The sequence below is a fragment of the Streptomyces sp. NPDC090798 genome (assembly GCF_044768965.1).
GTDB lineage: Bacteria > Actinomycetota > Actinomycetes > Streptomycetales > Streptomycetaceae > Streptomyces.
In genome coordinates this window covers 62,388-78,455 of sequence record NZ_JBIVXA010000023.1, presented here as the reverse complement: position 1 = coordinate 78,455, position 16,068 = coordinate 62,388, and the positions used below count along the sequence as shown (strand labels likewise).

General features: G+C 71.5%; 16 protein-coding genes. 9 read left to right on the top strand and 7 right to left on the bottom strand.

The genetic code is table 11. The features are described from left to right. The first annotated feature begins 134 nt into the window (after positions 1-134). Positions 135-536, top strand: coding sequence for a molybdopterin-binding protein (locus ACIQTP_RS36815; protein WP_403408164.1), 402 nt, complete (start codon positions 135-137; stop codon positions 534-536). Here ACIQTP_RS36815 and ACIQTP_RS36810 read toward each other — a convergent pair. Continuing rightward, a complete protein-coding gene (locus ACIQTP_RS36810; protein WP_403408162.1) occupies positions 490-2,049 on the bottom strand; it encodes a PucR family transcriptional regulator in 1,560 nt (519 codons plus the stop codon). The genes ACIQTP_RS36815 and ACIQTP_RS36810 overlap by 47 nt on opposite strands. A gap of 214 nt (positions 2,050-2,263) precedes the next feature. On the opposite strand from ACIQTP_RS36810, the gene ACIQTP_RS36805 reads away from it, so the two are divergent. Together ACIQTP_RS36805 and ACIQTP_RS36800 are read left to right on the top strand one after the other, a co-directional pair. Beyond that, positions 2,264-3,091: an FAD binding domain-containing protein gene (locus ACIQTP_RS36805; RefSeq protein WP_403408160.1), complete on the top strand. Its 828-nt coding sequence runs from the start codon at positions 2,264-2,266 to the stop codon at positions 3,089-3,091. Beyond that, positions 3,088-5,820 carry a molybdopterin-dependent oxidoreductase gene (locus tag ACIQTP_RS36800; RefSeq protein WP_403408158.1) on the top strand — a complete coding sequence of 911 codons (2,733 nt, stop codon included), beginning with the start codon at positions 3,088-3,090 and terminating at the stop codon, positions 5,818-5,820. The genes ACIQTP_RS36805 and ACIQTP_RS36800 overlap by 4 nt, the downstream gene beginning before the upstream one ends. A 17-nt stretch (positions 5,821-5,837) precedes the next feature. Here ACIQTP_RS36800 and ACIQTP_RS36795 read toward each other — a convergent pair whose 3' ends face one another. After that, entirely contained in the window at positions 5,838-6,794 is a 957-nt protein-coding gene (locus ACIQTP_RS36795) for an XdhC family protein (RefSeq protein WP_403408156.1), read from the bottom strand. A gap of 237 nt (positions 6,795-7,031) precedes the next feature. On the opposite strand from ACIQTP_RS36795, the gene ACIQTP_RS36790 reads away from it, so the two are divergent. Then, positions 7,032-7,670 carry a sulfite oxidase-like oxidoreductase gene (locus ACIQTP_RS36790; protein WP_403408155.1) on the top strand — a complete coding sequence of 213 codons (639 nt, stop codon included), beginning with the start codon at positions 7,032-7,034 and terminating at the stop codon, positions 7,668-7,670. Positions 7,671-7,754: 84 nt separating this feature from the next. Here ACIQTP_RS36790 and ACIQTP_RS36785 read toward each other — a convergent pair whose 3' ends face one another. From ACIQTP_RS36785 to ACIQTP_RS36775, 3 genes are all read right to left on the bottom strand, one after another. Next, positions 7,755-8,228, bottom strand: a complete 474-nt coding sequence (locus tag ACIQTP_RS36785) for a PepSY domain-containing protein (protein WP_403408153.1) — start codon at positions 8,226-8,228, stop codon at positions 7,755-7,757. A gap of 85 nt (positions 8,229-8,313) precedes the next feature. Beyond that, the gene (locus ACIQTP_RS36780) at positions 8,314-9,621 is read right to left on the bottom strand and encodes a sensor histidine kinase (RefSeq protein ID WP_403408151.1); all 1,308 of its coding nucleotides are present in this window, start codon (positions 9,619-9,621) and stop codon (positions 8,314-8,316) included. After that, positions 9,618-10,310, bottom strand: a complete 693-nt coding sequence (locus tag ACIQTP_RS36775) for a response regulator transcription factor (protein ID WP_403408149.1) — start codon at positions 10,308-10,310, stop codon at positions 9,618-9,620. Before ACIQTP_RS36775 ends, ACIQTP_RS36780 begins: the two co-directional genes overlap by 4 nt. 102 nt (positions 10,311-10,412) lie before the next feature. Between ACIQTP_RS36775 and ACIQTP_RS36770 the strand changes: the two genes are divergently transcribed. Beyond that, a complete protein-coding gene (locus tag ACIQTP_RS36770) occupies positions 10,413-10,895 on the top strand; it encodes a hypothetical protein (protein ID WP_403408147.1) in 483 nt (160 codons plus the stop codon). Between the two features lie 160 nt (positions 10,896-11,055). Here the strand turns inward: ACIQTP_RS36770 and ACIQTP_RS36765 are convergent, their stop codons facing one another. Beyond that, the gene (locus ACIQTP_RS36765) at positions 11,056-12,315 is read right to left on the bottom strand and encodes a serine hydrolase domain-containing protein (RefSeq protein WP_403408145.1); all 1,260 of its coding nucleotides are present in this window, start codon (positions 12,313-12,315) and stop codon (positions 11,056-11,058) included. A 212-nt stretch (positions 12,316-12,527) separates the two neighbouring features. On the opposite strand from ACIQTP_RS36765, the gene ACIQTP_RS36760 reads away from it, so the two are divergent. The 4 genes from ACIQTP_RS36760 to ACIQTP_RS36745 all read left to right on the top strand — a co-directional run bounded on the left by ACIQTP_RS36760 (position 12,528) and on the right by ACIQTP_RS36745 (position 15,524). After that, the gene (locus ACIQTP_RS36760) at positions 12,528-13,106 is read left to right on the top strand and encodes a carboxymuconolactone decarboxylase family protein (RefSeq protein WP_403408144.1); all 579 of its coding nucleotides are present in this window, start codon (positions 12,528-12,530) and stop codon (positions 13,104-13,106) included. Beyond that, on the top strand, positions 13,103-13,954 hold the full coding sequence (locus tag ACIQTP_RS36755; RefSeq protein WP_403408142.1) for an RNA polymerase sigma-70 factor: 852 nt from the start codon (positions 13,103-13,105) through the stop codon (positions 13,952-13,954). Before ACIQTP_RS36760 ends, ACIQTP_RS36755 begins: the two co-directional genes overlap by 4 nt. 188 nt (positions 13,955-14,142) lie before the next feature. Continuing rightward, positions 14,143-15,120, top strand: a complete 978-nt coding sequence (locus ACIQTP_RS36750; RefSeq protein ID WP_403408140.1) for a cytochrome c oxidase assembly protein — start codon at positions 14,143-14,145, stop codon at positions 15,118-15,120. A gap of 74 nt (positions 15,121-15,194) precedes the next feature. Further along, entirely contained in the window at positions 15,195-15,524 is a 330-nt protein-coding gene (locus ACIQTP_RS36745; RefSeq protein WP_168499545.1) for an antibiotic biosynthesis monooxygenase, read from the top strand. A gap of 326 nt (positions 15,525-15,850) precedes the next feature. Here the strand turns inward: ACIQTP_RS36745 and ACIQTP_RS36740 are convergent, their stop codons facing one another. Then, positions 15,851-16,027 (bottom strand): hypothetical protein, encoded by a 177-nt coding sequence (locus ACIQTP_RS36740; protein ID WP_402032445.1) that lies wholly within the window; start codon positions 16,025-16,027, stop codon positions 15,851-15,853. Positions 16,028-16,068: the final 41 nt, after the last annotated feature.

The following is a 16,068-nucleotide window of genomic DNA, read 5'->3' as shown; positions in this document are numbered from 1 at the left end:
GGAGAGTGGTGAGGACGAATCAGGCGGCAGGCGGGGCTTCTTGGCCTCGGATCCCCCACCGTACTCCGCCCGTTGGCCAACAGCGTCGTACCGGATGGACCCGGACTCGCCGAAGACGCGGTTAGGGTGCCGGTGTGCCGTCGTACAGCATTGGCCAGGCCGCGCGCCTGTTGAGGGTGAGTCCGGAGACCGTGCGCCGTTGGGCGGACGGGGGCCGGCTTCCCATGGGGCGGGACGGTTCGGGGAACCGGGTGATCGACGGCGTCGGGCTGGCCCGGTTCGCGCGGGAGCGTGCGGCCGAGGACGAACGCGGCACCGTCGGCGGCGGGCCGCCCACGTCGGTGCGCAACGCGTTCACGGGCATCGTCACGGCGCTGACGGTCGACGACGTCGTGGCACAGGTGGAGATCCAGGCGGGGCCGCACCGGGTGGTGTCGTTCGTGACCCGGGAGGCGGTCGAGGAGCTGGACCTCGCGGTCGGCGTCACGGTCACCGCGCGGGTGAAGTCGACGAGCGTGCAAGTGGATCGCTCGTAGCCGAAGGCGTACGGCACAGCAGAGCGGCCCAGAGATCGAGGCGGTCGTAGAGGCGGGACAGGTCGCGGCCGGTGAAGTGCTCGATGCGCTGGATCCGGTAGTGGACGGTGTTGACGTGCAGGTGCAGGACCTCCGCCGTGCGGGCCCATGAGCCGTCGTGGGCGAGGAAGGTCTCCAGGGTCTTCAGCAGTGCGGCGGCGGAGGCGTTCCGGGTGTCCAGCAGGGGGCCAAGGACGGTGCGACTGTAGGCGGTGCGGACCTCGGCGGGTATGCCGGTCAGCAGGGTGTCGAGTCCGGTGAGCGACGAGGAGTCGATGACGGACGAGGAGTCGGGGGCGGTGGTGCGGGCCGAGGCCAGGGCGTAACGGGCCTCGGACAGCGCCCCGTTCAGGTCCTGCGGCCCGGCGGCGGCCGAGCCGATACCGCCGTGCAGCGGGATGGACGGCTCGCAGGCGGCGACCAGCGGCCAGAACTCCGCACAACCCCCTGCGGTGTCTTCAGTCTCCGGTACGACGGCGAACGCCGTGCCCTCCGGCAGCCGCCCCACGGACGCGCGCCCCGGCCCCGCATGGGCGACCGCCTCCGTCAGCGCCCCCTCCGCCAGTCCCGCCCGCTGCGATCCCGTCCCGGCGACGATCACCCGGTAGGGGCCCTCGGCCGGGAGCCCGCAGGTCCGCAGCGCTCCTTCCACGGCGGCGACCTCGGCGCCGGGTGAGGAGAGCAGGGCGCCGAGTTCGTCCGCCGCCTGATGTTCGGCGGCCCGGCGCCGGGCTCGAGACTCCTGGCAGCGGGCCAGGATCGCGGCGATCTCGTGCAGCATGCGCGGCGGGGTACCGCCGGGCTCCGGCAGATACAGGTGCCAGCGCTCGTACGGGGAGACGGCGTCGGAGTCGACGGACACCGTGATCCCCGCGCCGTTGGCCAGCAGCGCGACGGCCTCCCGCGCCGGAACCGTCCGGGCTCCCTCCGTGGCCGCGACGGTCCGCCCGGCGGGCGTGAAGACGTACGCGGCCGCCCGGTCGACGTGGGCGAAGGCGTTCGCGACGATCACGTCCGGGCCCGCGTCCTGGGCGACGAGTCGGCTCAGCCGGACGCGCACGTTCTCGGGCAGCGCGTGGAGGCGGTTCAGCTCGCCCCACTGCTGGAAGTACACGGTGTCGGTGATCGCGCGGAACATGATGTGGGCCGGGACCGCCGCCAGCGGGACGCCGTGCCGCGCACATGCCTCGATGAGGTCGTCAGGCACTGAGCCATGGGTCTCCTCGCCCGCAAGCAGCACGGCGGCGCCCGCCGTCCGCAGCGCGGAGACGAACCGCTCCGCCTTGTCCCGCCCGCCCTCGGACGCCCACCACACCAGTCCGCTGAGCACGACCTCGCCGGGGCGCACGAAACGGGCGGGGTCCTCCAGGTCGGTGGCGGTCACCCCGCTGATCTCCTGCCTCAGCTGTGGTTCCTCGGCCCACAGCAGGCGCAGGCCCAGGGACTCGTCCTTGAGCAGGTGGTCGACGTGCATGTGCGCTGGCTCCTTGTGCGGCAGCCGGGCACGAGGGGCGCGTGCCCGGCATCTCACATTCACCAGGTGTATGCGAGTCATCGCATCGTAAGTGCAAGGTGAGGCGAGCGGTATGCCTCTTGGTTGATCCTCCAGGACGCCTGCCGGAAAACTCGGCGTTTCCGTGTGGTGAACCAGTCGTCCCGAGCCCGGTCGCGTTGCTTCACTGGCGGTCATGGACCTGAACACCGTGGTGGAGATACGGGACGCACGGCGTCCCGCGCCCTGGCGGCCGGGCGACGCCTGGCTGGGCGGCGGGACATACCTGTTCTCCGAGCCGCAACCGCACCTGCGGCGGCTGGTGGACCTGAGCCGCACCGGTTGGGCACCGGTGCGGCCGCACCCGGACGGCTCGCTGGAGATCGCCGCGACCTGCACGATCGCTCAGCTGTCCCGGTTCGCGAGGGAGCTTCGGGCCGAGGCGGCGCCCCTGTTCGAGCAGTGCTGCCGCGCGTTCCTCGCCTCCTTCAAGATCTGGAACATGGCCACGGTCGGCGGGAACGTCTGCAACGCCCTCCCCGCCGGCCCGATGATCTCCCTCACCGCCGCCCTCGACGGAGAGTGCCTGCTGCACGGCCAGGACGGCGTACGCCGCCGGGTCCGCGTCGTGGACTTCGTGACCGGCGTGGGCCGCGAGGTCCTGACCGAGGGCGAGCTCCTGCGGTCCATCACTCTGCCCGCCCGCTCCCTCGCCCGCCGTACGGCCTTCCGGCAGGCGTCCCTGTACGGGCTCGGCCGCTCGGGCGCGCTGGTCATCGGCACCCTGGACCCGGTCGACCACTCCCTCACGATCACGATCACCGCCTCGACCGTCCGCCCGGTCCGGCTGTGGTTCCCGCTGCCGCCGACGGCGGACGGACTGCGCGCGGCGATCGACGCGGCCGTCGCCGACGACGAGTGGTTCGACGACATCCATGGGCTTCCCGAATGGCGGCGGCACATGACATTCCGGTACGCGGAGGACATCCGCCGCGAGCTGTCCCACGGTGAGGAGCCGCAGTGAGTTTCGGGATCGAGGTGAACGGCCGGCCGTTCACGCAGGAGCCGCGCCCCGGCCAGTGCCTGCGGACCTATCTGCGCGAGCGCGGCTGGTTCGGCGTGAAGAAGGGCTGCGACGCGGGCGACTGCGGCGCGTGCACGGTCCACGTGGACGGCGAGCCCGTACACAGCTGCCTCTTCCCCGCCTTCCGGGCCGACGGCCGCGAGGTCACCACGGTCGAGGGCCTGGCCTCCGAGGACGGCGAACTCCACCCCGTACAGCGGAAGTTCCTGGACGCGCAGGGCTTCCAGTGCGGCTTCTGCACGGCCGGGTTCCTGATGACGACCGCGGCGCTCGACGACGATCAACTGGCCGATCTGCCCCGGGCGTTCAAGGGCAATCTGTGCCGCTGCACCGGCTACCGGGCCATCGAGGACGCGGTACGAGGGGTGTGCCACGCCGAGGCTCCCTCGGCCGGCGAGGCCGTGGGCCGCAACCTTCCGGCCCCCGCCGGACCGCAGGTCGTCACGGGCACCGCCCGCTACACCTTCGACGTCGACATCCCGGGCATGCTCCACATGAAGCTGCTGCGCTCCCCGCACGCCCACGCCCGCATCCTCTCCATCGACACGTCCGCCGCCCTGCGCGTACCGGGCGTGCACGCGGTTCTCACCCACTACGACGCGCCGGAACGGCACTTCTCCACCGCCCGTCACGAGCACCCCGAGGAGGATCCGGACGACACCCGCGTCCTCGACGACACCGTCCGTTACATCGGCCAGCGCGTCGCGGCCGTCGTCGCGGACAGCGAGGCGGCGGCGGAGCAGGGCTGCCTCCTCGTCGAGGTGACGTACGACGTGCTGCCCGCGGTCGTCGACCCGGAGGAGGCGATGCGGCCGGGCGCACCGGTCGTGCACGACAAGGACGCGGCGACGGCCCGGATCTCCCGTCCCCAGGACAACGTCGTCGGTGAGGCGCACGGCGAGATCGGTGACGTCGAGGCGGGATTCGCCGAGGCCGACACCGTCTACGAGGACACCTATCGCACCCAGCGTGTCCAGCACGCCAGCCTGGAGACACATGGAGCCGTCGCCTGGTTCGACGAGGACGACCGGCTGAACGTACGCACCAGTTCGCAGACGCCGTTCCTGACGCGGCGCGCGCTGTGCGCGTTGTACGACCTGCCTCATGAGCAGGTGCGGGTGGTCGCGGGCCGGGTCGGCGGCGGCTTCGGCGGCAAGCAGGAGATGCTCGTCGAGGACATCGTGGCCCTCGCGGTGCTGCGACTGCGCCGCCCGGTGAAGCTGGAGTACACGCGGGCCGAGCAGTTCTACGGGGCGACCACCCGGCACCCGTTCGCGATCCGCGTGAAGGTGGGCGCCCGCCGCGACGGCACCCTGACCGCGCTGCAACTGCGGGTCGTCGCCAACACGGGCGCGTACGGCAATCACGGTCCCGCGGTGATGTTCCACAGCGTCGGCGAGTCGATGGCGGTCTACCGCGCCCCGCACAAGAAGGTCGACGCCTTCTGCGTCTACACCCACACCGTCCCGGCCGGCGCCTTCCGCGGCTACGGACTCGGGCAGGTCATGTTCGCGGTCGAGTCGGCCCTCGACGAACTCGCCCGCCGAGTGGGCCTGGACCCGCTGGAGTTCAAGGCGAAGAACATCATCGGCCCCGGCGAGCCGATGATCACCGCCGACGGCGAGGAGGAGGACCTGCACATCGCCAGCTACGGCCTCGACCAGTGCCTCGGCGTGGTCCGCCGCGCCCAGGAAGAGCCCGTGTCCGAGCCCGTCCCGGACGGCTGGCTGGTCGGCGAGGGCGCCGCGCTCGCGATGATCGCGACGGGTCCGCCGGGTGGCCACATCGCCGATGCCAGGGCCGCGCTGCTGCCCGACGGCACCTTCGACCTGGCCGTCGGCACGGCCGAGTTCGGCAATGGCACCACCACGGTGCACCGCCAGATCGCGGCCGGTGAACTCGCCACCACCGTCGAGCGCATCACCGTCCGCCAGTCCGACACGGACGTCGTCAAGCACGACACCGGCGCGTTCGCCTCCACCGGCGTGGTGGTCGCGGGCAAGGCCACCCTGCGTGCCTCCCGTGCCCTCGCGGACATGCTGCTGGACTTCGCCGCCGCCACCCTGCGCGTACCGCGCGCGGACTGCCGGCTCGTGGAGGAGGCGGTGGCGCATCCGGGCGGCCGCCTGACCTTGAAGGAGCTGTACGAGGCCGCCAGGGCGGTCGGTGTCACGTGCGCCGCCGACGGCCACTTCGGCGGCACCCCGCGCTCGGTCGCCTTCAACGCGCAGTGGTTCCGCCTCGCCGTCGATCCCGGCACCGGCGAGATCCGCATCCTGCGCAGTGTGCACGCCGCCGACGCGGGCAAGGTGATGAATCCCATGCAGTGCCGCGGCCAGGTCGAGGGCGGAGTGGCCCAGGCGCTGGGCGCGACGCTCTTCGAGAACGTGCGCGTCGACGCCCGCGGCGAGGTCGAGACGGCCGCCTTCCGCCGCTACCGCCTCCCTCAGTACGCCGACATCCCGCGCACGGAAGTCCACTTCATGGAGACCGCCGACGCCATCGGTCCCCTCGGCGCCAAGTCGATGAGCGAGAGCCCCTTCAACCCGGTCGCCCCGGCCTTCGCCAACGCGCTGCGCGACGCGACGGGCCTCCGCTTCACCGAACTCCCGCTCACTCGCGACCGGGTGTGGCTGGCCCTCGACGCGGCTGGGGTGAGCAGCCCATAAGGGCCCGGACCGGGCACCTACGGGCGCCCCAGGGCGGCGAGAATCTCGGCGCAGATGGCCAAGGCCGTCTCCGGCGGGGTGCGGGCGCCGATGTCGAGTCCGATCGGGCCGTGAATGCGGCGCAGTTGCTCCTCGCTGAGCCCCGCCTCTGTGAGGGCTGCGGCGCGGCGGGCCTGGGTGCGGCGTGAGCCGAGCGCGCCGACGTAGGGGATGCCGGCGGTCAACGCGGTGTGCAGGGCGGGGATGTCGAGGTCGGGCTCGTGGCTGAGCACGATCAGGCAGGCCGCGGCCGGACGGTCGGCCAGCAGTTTGCGGGCCTCCCCGGCGGCGAACGCGACCGTGGCCTGCCAGCCCAGCACCTGCGCCTGGACGGTGAGGAGTTCGGCGAGTTCGCCGCCGCCGACGATGACCAGGTGAGGGACGGCCGGGCAGGTCTCGACGAGGACGAGTCCGGCGTCGGCACGGCGGGCCTCGCGTCCGGCGCGGTGGCGGGCGAGCAGCTGCCGGGCCTGCTCGGCGGCCTGAGCGACGGCCGCCGGATCATCGCCCTGCCGTCCCGGAGTGATGACGTCGCTGACAGCGTGGGTGCGCTCCTCGTCGATCCGGGTGATCAGCGCGGCGTCGGCGCCCTCACTCAGGAGGTCCCACCAGCGGGTGGGGACGGTGTGCAGCGGCTGGAGCAGGATCTCGGCCTGTCCGCCGCAGGTCAGCCGTGCCGCTTTGACCTCGTCGTCGTGTACGGCCACCTCGCACACGCGCGCGGTGTGCCCGGCCGGGAGCGCCGCCGCCGCTGCGGCCAGCTGGTCGTCGAACGCACCGCGGTACAAGGTGCCCTGGCAGTTCCCGTCCTCGTCGATGAGGAGCGCGTCAGCAGGGTGCCGGGGCCCGAAGCCCTGCTCGGTGATCGGCCGGGCCAGTACGGCCGGGCGCCCCAGAGCTGCCCATCGCCGTGCCGTGTCCGCCAGCTCACGCATGATCGCGGCCCTCCTCGTCCCTGGCTTTCGGCACCGGGAAACCACCTGCCCGACCCGGGAACCACCTGGTCAGCGCGGCGCCGTCATCGACATTCTAGTGAGCCCTGCCACGACGCGACCAGCACGAACCGAACGAGCACGACGCGCGTGGACCGCGGAGTGCCCCTGCCTCGGCCCCCTGGACGACAGGACCTAGGCTGCACAGTGGATGGGCCGGCCGGAGGAAGGAGAGTCCCTGTGGGAAGCGACCACTCTGGTGCACGAGGCAGCGCCCCCACCACACCCCGCCGCGTTCCCCCGGGCCAGCGCCACGTGCACGGCTGGCCCGTCTCGCACTACGGCCCCGTCCCCCGTTTCCGCCCCGAGCGCTGGAACCTGCGCGTCTTCGGCGCCACCGCCTCCGGCGACGAGCGGACATGGACCTTCGACGAGTTCACCGCTCTGCCCCACACCACGGTCGTCGCCGACCTGCACTGCGCGACCGGCCCCACCTCGACGGACCACGAGTGGTTCGGGATCGCCGCCACGACGGTCCTGGACCTGGCACCGCCCTCGCCGGCCGTCACGCATGTCATGGCCTGGGCCGAGTACGGCTACGCCGCCAACCTGCGTCTGCGCGACTTCACGGCTCCCGAGACCCTCCTGGCCACCCACCACAACGGTGAGCTCCTCACCGCCGAGCACGGCTTCCCACTGCGTCTCGTCGTCCCGCACCTCTACGGCTACAAGAGCCCCAAGTGGCTGCGCGGCATCGAGTACCTGACCGAGGACCGGCGCGGCTTCTGGGAGGAGCGCGGTTACCACAACGTCGGCGACCCCTGGAAGGAGCAGCGCTACTCCCACCAGGAGCGCGAGGGCGAGGGACCGGCCCTGTAGGCGCAGGGGATCTCACCCGCTGAGGATCTGCCCCAGAGACGGCGTGCGCACGGGCAGGCGGCCCAGCCCGAACACCCGCTGCCCTCAGTGGTGGTGTCGACCGTGGGTGTCGCCACCGCTGTCGTCGCTGCCACCGTGGTGATCGTCGCTACGGTCGTCGGTGGCGCCGCCCCGGTCGTCGCGGCGGTGATCGTCGCCCGCCGGCTCCTGTTCCGCCCTCATGATCTGGCCGTTGCTCCGGGCGACGTACACGGTGTGCCGGCTGCCGCTCTTGAGGATCTTCACGCTCCACGCCGTACGGCCGTGCTCGACTTCCGGCTCGACCTCGATGACCTGCCCGCCGCCGACGTGGCCGACGGCGATCTCGGCGGCGCGGGAACTGCTGACCCGCGTGTTCGGGGTCGTGGGAAGTATCGCCGGACTCACGGTCGCGGTCGCGACGGGCGACGTGTTCCGGCTGGGGATCATGTCGTGGCTGCCACCGCCGGCGAGAGCGGTGCCGGTGACCGTGACAGCGAGCGCTCCCGCGGTGAGCAGGATCATGGACGTGCGTTTCATGGCGAACCTCCTGCGATTGCCCTTTGGTGCTGAGAGGTTCGCCCGAGCCGGGATAGGGCCGCACTGCGTCAGTGCTAAGAGCGGGCTAAAGCCTGCCCTGCGGGTGCGGACCGGAGGCGGGCGGACCCAGCTCCAGCGTCACCCGCGCACCGCCGGTCGGACCTGTGGCCAGGTCCAGGCGTCCACCGCTGGATTGGGCGACGCGCCGGGCGATGTCCAGCCCGAGGCCGGTCGACCCGCCCCGGCTCGCGCCACGCCGTACCTGATCGGCCGACAGACCGGGGCCGTCGTCCGCCACCGTCAGCACGGCGCCGCCCCCGGCCCTGGGGGCCAGGGTGACGGCGAACCCGGTGCCGTCCGGTGTGTGGGCGAACACATTGCCCAGCAGGGCGTCCAGGGCGGCGGCGAGTTCGTCGGCCGCCACACCGACGAGCAGCGGGCCGGTCGCCGCCACGTCCAGAGTGACCGCCCGGCCGGTGTCCTCAGCCAACACGGTCCAGAACGCCACCCGGTCGCGCAGCGAGGCCGTCGCCTCGCAGGCCGCGTCGGCGCGCGCCACCCGACGGTGGCGGGCCTCGCTGATCAGGCCGGTGACCGCGCGTTCCATGGCGTCCACGCGTGCGGCGATACGGGCTGCCTCGTCGGCGTCGGCGAGTGACTCGGTCTCCAGCCGCAGTGAGGTCAGCGGCGCTCGCAGCCGATGGGACAGGTCCGCGACCTGTTCGCGCTCCTCCCGGAGCAGTTCCTGGATCCGCCCGGCCAGGTGGTTGAGCGCCCCGGCGACCTCGCGCAGTTCCGGCGGTCCGACCGGGCGGGCCCGTGCGGTGAGGTCGGCCCGTGCCAGTTGGTGGGAGACGGCGGACAGTTCCGCGATGGGGGCGACGAGGGTGCGGCTGAGCCGGTCCGCGACGAGCAGGCCGAGCAGCAGGAGTGCGACGCCCAGGCCGACGAGGACGAGCCAGGCCTGGGTCACCCCGCGGGTCAGTTCGGCCGCGGGAACGAAGGCGCGGATCACGGCAGTCCCGTCCTGCCGTCCCAGCACGGCCACGACGATCTCACGGCCGTCGGGGCGCTCCACGGTCCTGCTCACGCCCACTCGGGCCGCGAGCCGCACCGCGCTGGTCCGCGGTGCCGGGGTGCCCAGCACCGACCCGTCGGGCAGGAAGACCGTGACGGGGCCTCGGGATCCGGCGGCCATGTGCTCGACGCTGAAGCGCAGGGTGTCCGGGTCGGCGGTCCCCACCAGGGAGACAAGGCTCTGGACGTCGGCACTGGCCGCGACGACCGCGCGGTCCTGCGCCACCGTTCGCAGCAACAGCGCCAAGGGCACCACGAAGGCGAGGAGCGCCAGGCACATGGTGGCGCCGACGAGCAGCGTCAGCCGGCGCCTCATCGCCGGTCCGCAGGTGCGCTCAACCGGACCCCCACGCCCCGTACGGTGTGCAGGTAGCGGGGGTCCTGAGCGGTCTCGCCGAGTTTGCGACGCAGCCAGGACAGGTGCACGTCCACCGTCTTGTCCGCGCTGCCGTAGGGCACCCGCCACACCTCGGTGAGCAGTTCCCGCTTGGGGACCACCCGTCCCGCCCGGACGGCGAGGTGATGCAGGAGGTCGAACTCGCGGGGTGTGAGGTCCAGCATGACGCCGGCCAGGCTCGCCTCGCGTGCGCCCGGGTCGATGCGCAGATCACCGACGACGGTCGCGGCCGTGCCCTCCTGAAGTCCTGCGCCCCGCCGGAGCACCGCCCGGACCCGGGCCTCGAGTTGGGCGGCGGTGAACGGCTTCACCACATAGTCGTCGGCGCCCGCGTCCAGCCCCCGGACCATCTCCGCCTCGTCGTCCTTCGCCGTCGCGATGATCACCGGTACGGAGCTGACCGCTCGCAGCATGCGCAGCAATTGGATGCCGTCCAGGTCCGGCAGACCGAGGTCGAGGACCACGAGATCCGGACGCTCGTCCAACGCGGTCTGCAGGCCGCCCATCGCCGTGTGCGCGGCGGCGACCGCGTGGCCGCGCTCACTCAGAGCGCGGATCAGCGGTGTACGTATCGTCGGGTCGTCTTCGATCAGCAGCAGGCGCACCACAGCAGGCACGCTATCCGAGTCGGCGGGCGGCCCAACCCCCTTAACCGTCCCTTAGGGTCCCCCGGTTCTGTCGTTAACGACGGCCGCGGCATAGTCGTCCGCATGCCTTCCCGCACTGTTCTTGCCGTGGCCGGCTGGGCGACCGCCGCCGTGGCCGCCACGCTCACGGGCCTGGCCGCCGTACAGGTCATCGGCGACGGGATCACCTCCTCCACCGACGGCGGGGTGCTCACCCCGGAGCAGGTCGAGCGACAACTCGCCTCGGCGACGGCTGCACCAACGGCCGGCCCGAGCACGGCGTCGCGCGCTGCGACTCCGACGCCCTCATCGTCCGCGGTAGGTCCCTCCGCCACCACGGTCAAGGAGGTGTTCTCCACTCCGGGCGGGACGGTCATCGCCGAGTGCGACGGCGCGGTGGTGCGGCTGGTGTCGTGGGCCCCCGCCCAGGGTTTCGGCGTCGAACGCGCGGACGCGGGGCCCGACGAACACGCCGAAGTGAGGTTCGAGGGCACCGCAGGCAAGGTCGAGCTCCGCGTGCGCTGCGCGAGCGGCCGACCCAGCGGGTCATGGAAACAGGACGACTGATCGGACGAGCCGGAGAGTGCCGCGGGCGTAGAGGCGCAGGGCCTCCCCGATGGCGGCGGTGCCGGTGGCCACGGTGGCGTCACGTATCGGCGCAGGTGCGGGCCAGTAGTGCCCCCGCGCATGATCGTGATGTTTGGTCTGCGGTCAGCCACCGTACTGCCTACCGGTTGGCGGCGCACAGCGCGTGGTCGATCAGGGTACCGGTGGCCCGGTTGAGCGTGGGCAGGTCGGGCATCGCGGAGGTGGTGGTGACGGAGACGGTGACCGCACGCCGCCCGTCCGAACTGACTGCGGGGCGGGTGTAGCTGCCGAACCCGTCTCCCTCATGCATGTAGTAGTGGCCGCCGCAGGACAGCGGGATCTCGCGCAGGCCCAGGCCGTACGTACCCTCGGGCAGCTCCGCGACATCGTCCGGGTCTCCGGTGCGCTGTACGGTCTGCCGCATCTCCCGCCACTGCTCGGCCGGCAGCAGGCGGCCGTCGGCCAGCGAGCGGAAGAAGGTGTTGAGGTCCGCGGTGGTGCTCACCACCCCGGAGTCGGCGGTGTGCAGGTAGCTGTTCGTGGTGACGTCGAGCCTGGTGCCGTCCGCGCCGGTCAGATAGGTGCTCACGTACGGCGTGGGCAGGAACGGGTCGAGACCGGGCACCGAGGTCTGCCGCAGGCCCAGTCCGGCGATGATGCGGTGCTCCACCAACTCCCTCCAACCGGTGCCGCTTGCCTTCTCGGCGATCATCCCCGCCAGCAGGTAGTTGGTGTTGGAGTAGGCCCAACGGGTGCGGCCGGCCTCCGGCACGAACAGCGGCTTGTGGGCCACGGCCGTCACCACCAGGTCGGCAGCGGAGGTGTCGTCGTAACGGTTCTCGTCGAAGTGCTCGCGGATCTTCTGCTGGATGTCCGGGTCGTCCACGTAGTCGAACAGCCCGCTGGTCTGGCGGAGCAGATCGCGCACGGTGATCCGGGAACCGTCGTTGCCGTTGCCGGAGACCACGCCGGGCAGCCAGTGCTCGACGGTGTCGTCCAGCGAGAGCCGCTTCTCGGCGGCGAGTTGCAGCACCACGGTGGCGACGAATGTCTTGGTGGTGGAGGCCGTCCGGAAGTGCGAGCCCCACGGCACGGGGGCGCGGGAGCCGGCCGACACGGTGCCGAGGCGGGCTTGCAAGCGCCCTCCGGGCAGGCCGTCGACCCTGGCCAGCACGTTCACGTCCCCGCCACCCGCTTCGCGCACGGCGGCCAGGTCGCGGCGGAGCTCGGTCCGGGTGTAGTCGGCGCGTGCGGGACGGTGCCCGGAGGCCGCGGAGGCCGCCTCCGGCAGCAGCGCGGCGGCGACGACCAGCGCGGCCGCCGCGAGGGCGGCGGCCGATGCGTTCTTCTTCCTGGCCTTGGCTGTTGTGCGCTTCGTACCGACCTTGAGAGAACGCATGGTTCGAACCTCCGGTTCGCGCTGGTGGACCACCGTCCGCTGACGCCAACCAGCCAACCCGACCCCGAACCCAGGGCCCATGGCCTTACCCCCCGGACCAGGGGTGGTGCCAGCCCCGCCCACGGTGGGGAAAACCCCCGTTGTCACATGCGCGGGGCCGGCGGTGTCTTCATGGCGAACGGCCGGACAGGCACACGTACAAGGAGGACATCGTGACGCTGCGCGTCCCGAAGGCCGAGCTCCCCGTCGAGCTCCGCGAAAACATGATCAAGCAGCTCGGTGCCGTACCCGAGCCCGTCGAGGTGCTGTGGAACAACCCCGAACTCGCCGAATCCAACCAGGAGTTCTCGGCCAAGGTGGGCACCTGGGACGCGGCCGACGCGAGCCTCAAGACCTTCGCGCACATGGCCGTCGCGGCACAGGTCGGCTGCAGCTGGTGCCTCGACATCAACTACTTCCATGCGCTGAACCAGAACCTGAACCTGACCAAGGCGAGCCAGGTGCCGCGCTGGCGGCAGTCGGAGGTGTTCACTCCGCTGGAGCGGGACGTGCTGGAGTACGCCGAGGCCATGACGAACACACCGCCGACCGTCACCGACGAGTTGTCCGCGCGGCTGCTCGACCGGCTCGGCCCGGCGGCGCTGGTCGAACTCACCGTGTTCATCGGCTTCGCCAACATGGCCACCAGGTGCAACACGGCGCACGGGATCACGTCGCAGGGCTACTCCGATGCCTGCGAGATTCCGCTGGCCGCGCGTCCGCGGAACTTCGGCGTGGCGTCGACGGCATGACCGAGGACCCGTTCATCGCCCATCGCAGCCTGCTGTTCACGGTCGCCTACGAGATGCTCGGCTCGTCGGCCGACGCCGAGGACGTACTGCAGGAGTCCTGGCTCCGGTGGGCCGACGTCGACCGCGCGCAGGTGCGTGACCCGCGGGCCTACCTCGTACGAACCGTCACACGGCAGGCGCTCAACCGTCTGCGGACCTTGTCGCGCAGCCGCGAGGAGTACGTCGGGGAGTGGCTGCCGGAGCCACTGCTGACCAGCCCCGATGTCGCCGAGGATGTCGAGCTCGCGGAGAACGTCTCGATCGCGATGCTGACCGTGCTCGAAACGCTCGGACCGACGGAGCGCGCGGTCTTCGTGCTCCGCGAGGTCTTCGAGATGCCGTACGGCGAGATCGCCGAGGCCGTCGGGAAGTCCGCGGCCGCGGTGCGCCAGATCGCGCGGCGGGCACGCGAGCACGTGGCGGCCCGGCGACCGCGGGTGCCGGTGAGCCGGTCGGAGCAGCAGGCCGTGGTGGAGCGGTTCCTGGCCGCGCTGCGCACCGGGCAGTTGCAGGAACTGCTGGACGTCATGGCACCGGACGTGGTTCTGATCGCCGACGGCGGCGGGCTTGCGGCCGCCGCTCCGGCTCCGATCCACGGGGCCGCACTGGTGGCCAAGATGCTCGCTCGCCCGGACCGGGTGGTGTCGGCCGTGTGGCTCAACGGCGCGCCCGCGGGCCGGATCGAGATCGACGGCCGAGTGGCCGCGGTGAGCTTCGTGGTGGAGAACGGGAAAGTCACCCGGATCCACGCGATCGCCAACCCGCAGAAGCTGACGCGACTCGACGAACCGGCCGAACTCGCCAGATAGGCCAGCCCGCTGCCGCTCTCTGACGTCGAAGCACGTTCAAGCACGTCCAAGCACGTCCGTCGTGCTCGGTATGGGCTGGTTATGAGCTCGGTGTGACCGCGGCGAGTCCGGTGCGTGCGCGACCGGGGCCGGTCGTGCACGGCATAGAGTGCCACGGCAGATCTGGCATGCCGTGGAGGTAGAACGCGATGGGGAATCCACCACAACTCACCGTGGGACGACTCCTCACCTCATGGCAACCGGACGTGCCCGCGCTGCTGGTGGTCGTCATCCTGGGCGCGCTGTACGGCTGGGGCGTGCTGCGTCTGGAGCGCCGGGGCGAGCACTGGCCCCTGCCGCGCGTCGGCGCCTTCGCGCTGCTCGGCCTGGGCACCCTCGTCGTGGCCACGATGTCCGCGCTGGCCGTGTACGACCACGTGCTGTTCTGGCCGGCCGCCGTCCAGAACGTCCTCCTCGACCTGATCGCACCGCTCGGACTGGCCCTGGGCGATCCGCTGCGGCTGGCGCTGGGTTCCCTGCCCGAGGGTGCCGCCGGGCGTGTGCGGCGGGCGCTGACCGGACGGCTCGTACGCCTGCTCACCTTCCCGCTGGTCAGCACGGCTCTGGTGCTCGCGACGGAGCTGACGGTGTACTTCACGCCGTACTTCGAAACCGCTCTGGGTAACGACTGGCTGCACGAGGTGATGTATCTGCACCTGCTGCTCGCCGGAAGCCTGTTCGTCATGCCGATGCTCACCCGCGAGGAGGCGCTGCCCAAGTGGTGTACCCATCCGGTCCGGGCGGCGCTGGTGTTCCTCGACGGGATCATCGATGCCGTACCGGGCATCGTCGTGATGACCCACGGCACGCTCATCGCCGGAGCCTGGTATCTGCGTCACGCGCCGTCCTGGGCGCCGGACGTGCTGCATGACCAGCAGCTGGGCGGTGGCGCCATGATCAGCATCGCCGAGTTGGTGGCGCTGCCCTTCCTCCTCGCGATCCTGGCGCAGTGGGCCCGTACCGAACGCGCCGAGACTGTCGCGCTGGACCGCCGCCTGGAGGCGGAGCTGGTCCCGGCGGTGTCAGCGCCGGGAGCGGCACAGACGTCCGAACTCGTACGTCCCTGGTGGGAGACCGAGAACAGCGAAGTCGCCCAGCGCATCCGCCACCAGCGGCCGGGACGTTGACACTGCGGAATTCACCGAGCCGCTCAGCACGAGCCGCTCCTCGTCCGTGGAGCGCCGTGCGGCAGGATGGGGCCATGAGCGTAGTCAAGATCAACGTACTGACCGTCCCGGCCGAGCAGCGGGAGACGCTGGAGAAGCGCTTCGCCTCCCGTGCCCATGCCGTGGAGAACTCCGACGGATTCGAATGGTTCGAACTCCTCCGCCCCGTCGAAGGCACCGACAGCTACCTCGTGTACACGCGGTGGCGTGACGAGGAGTCCTTCCAGGCCTGGATGGAGGGCCCCATGAAGGCGGCCCACCAGGGTGGTGACGCGGGGAGCGGTGAGCGCCCCAAGCCGGCGGCGAGCGGGTCCACGCTGTGGTCCTTCGAGGTCGTGCAGCAGGCGGCGCCGACCAGCGCATAACCAAACGCCGGCCAGGCCGTCGACGGGCCGCGGCCCCACGCGGCCCCGGCGGGAGCCCGGCGCGATGACCTGCTGGTAGCCCCACATCAGACGCGCCCTGCGGCTGGTGTGGCGGCCATCGTGTGCGTGCTCGCGGAGAGTCACCCAATGGCTCGATTTCAGGTCCTCTCCCACTGAAACGGAATCGACCACGGACGGCAGGCATCACCCGCCGACGGCGGACGGGCTCGCCGACTGGCGGCCGGCCGCACACTGCCGGTCGAGCGCCTCACGGCGAAGGTCGCCCCCTCACCGTGAGGCGTGATGTGCCGACGGGGCGGACCGGCTCATTCCTCGCGTTCGTACTCCGCCCGGGCACGTTCGGCGTCGAGATCTTCCTGTGCGGCACGGTAGATGTCACCGGCCAGCTTGCGGGCGGCCTGAGGATCGGAAGTCGAGGAGACCGTCCGGATCCGGTCAGCCCATGCATCCATGTCTTGCGGGGTTTCAGGATTCTTGCTCACACTACTTTTGTACCTTTTTGCAGGCTTCTTCGCCTCCCACG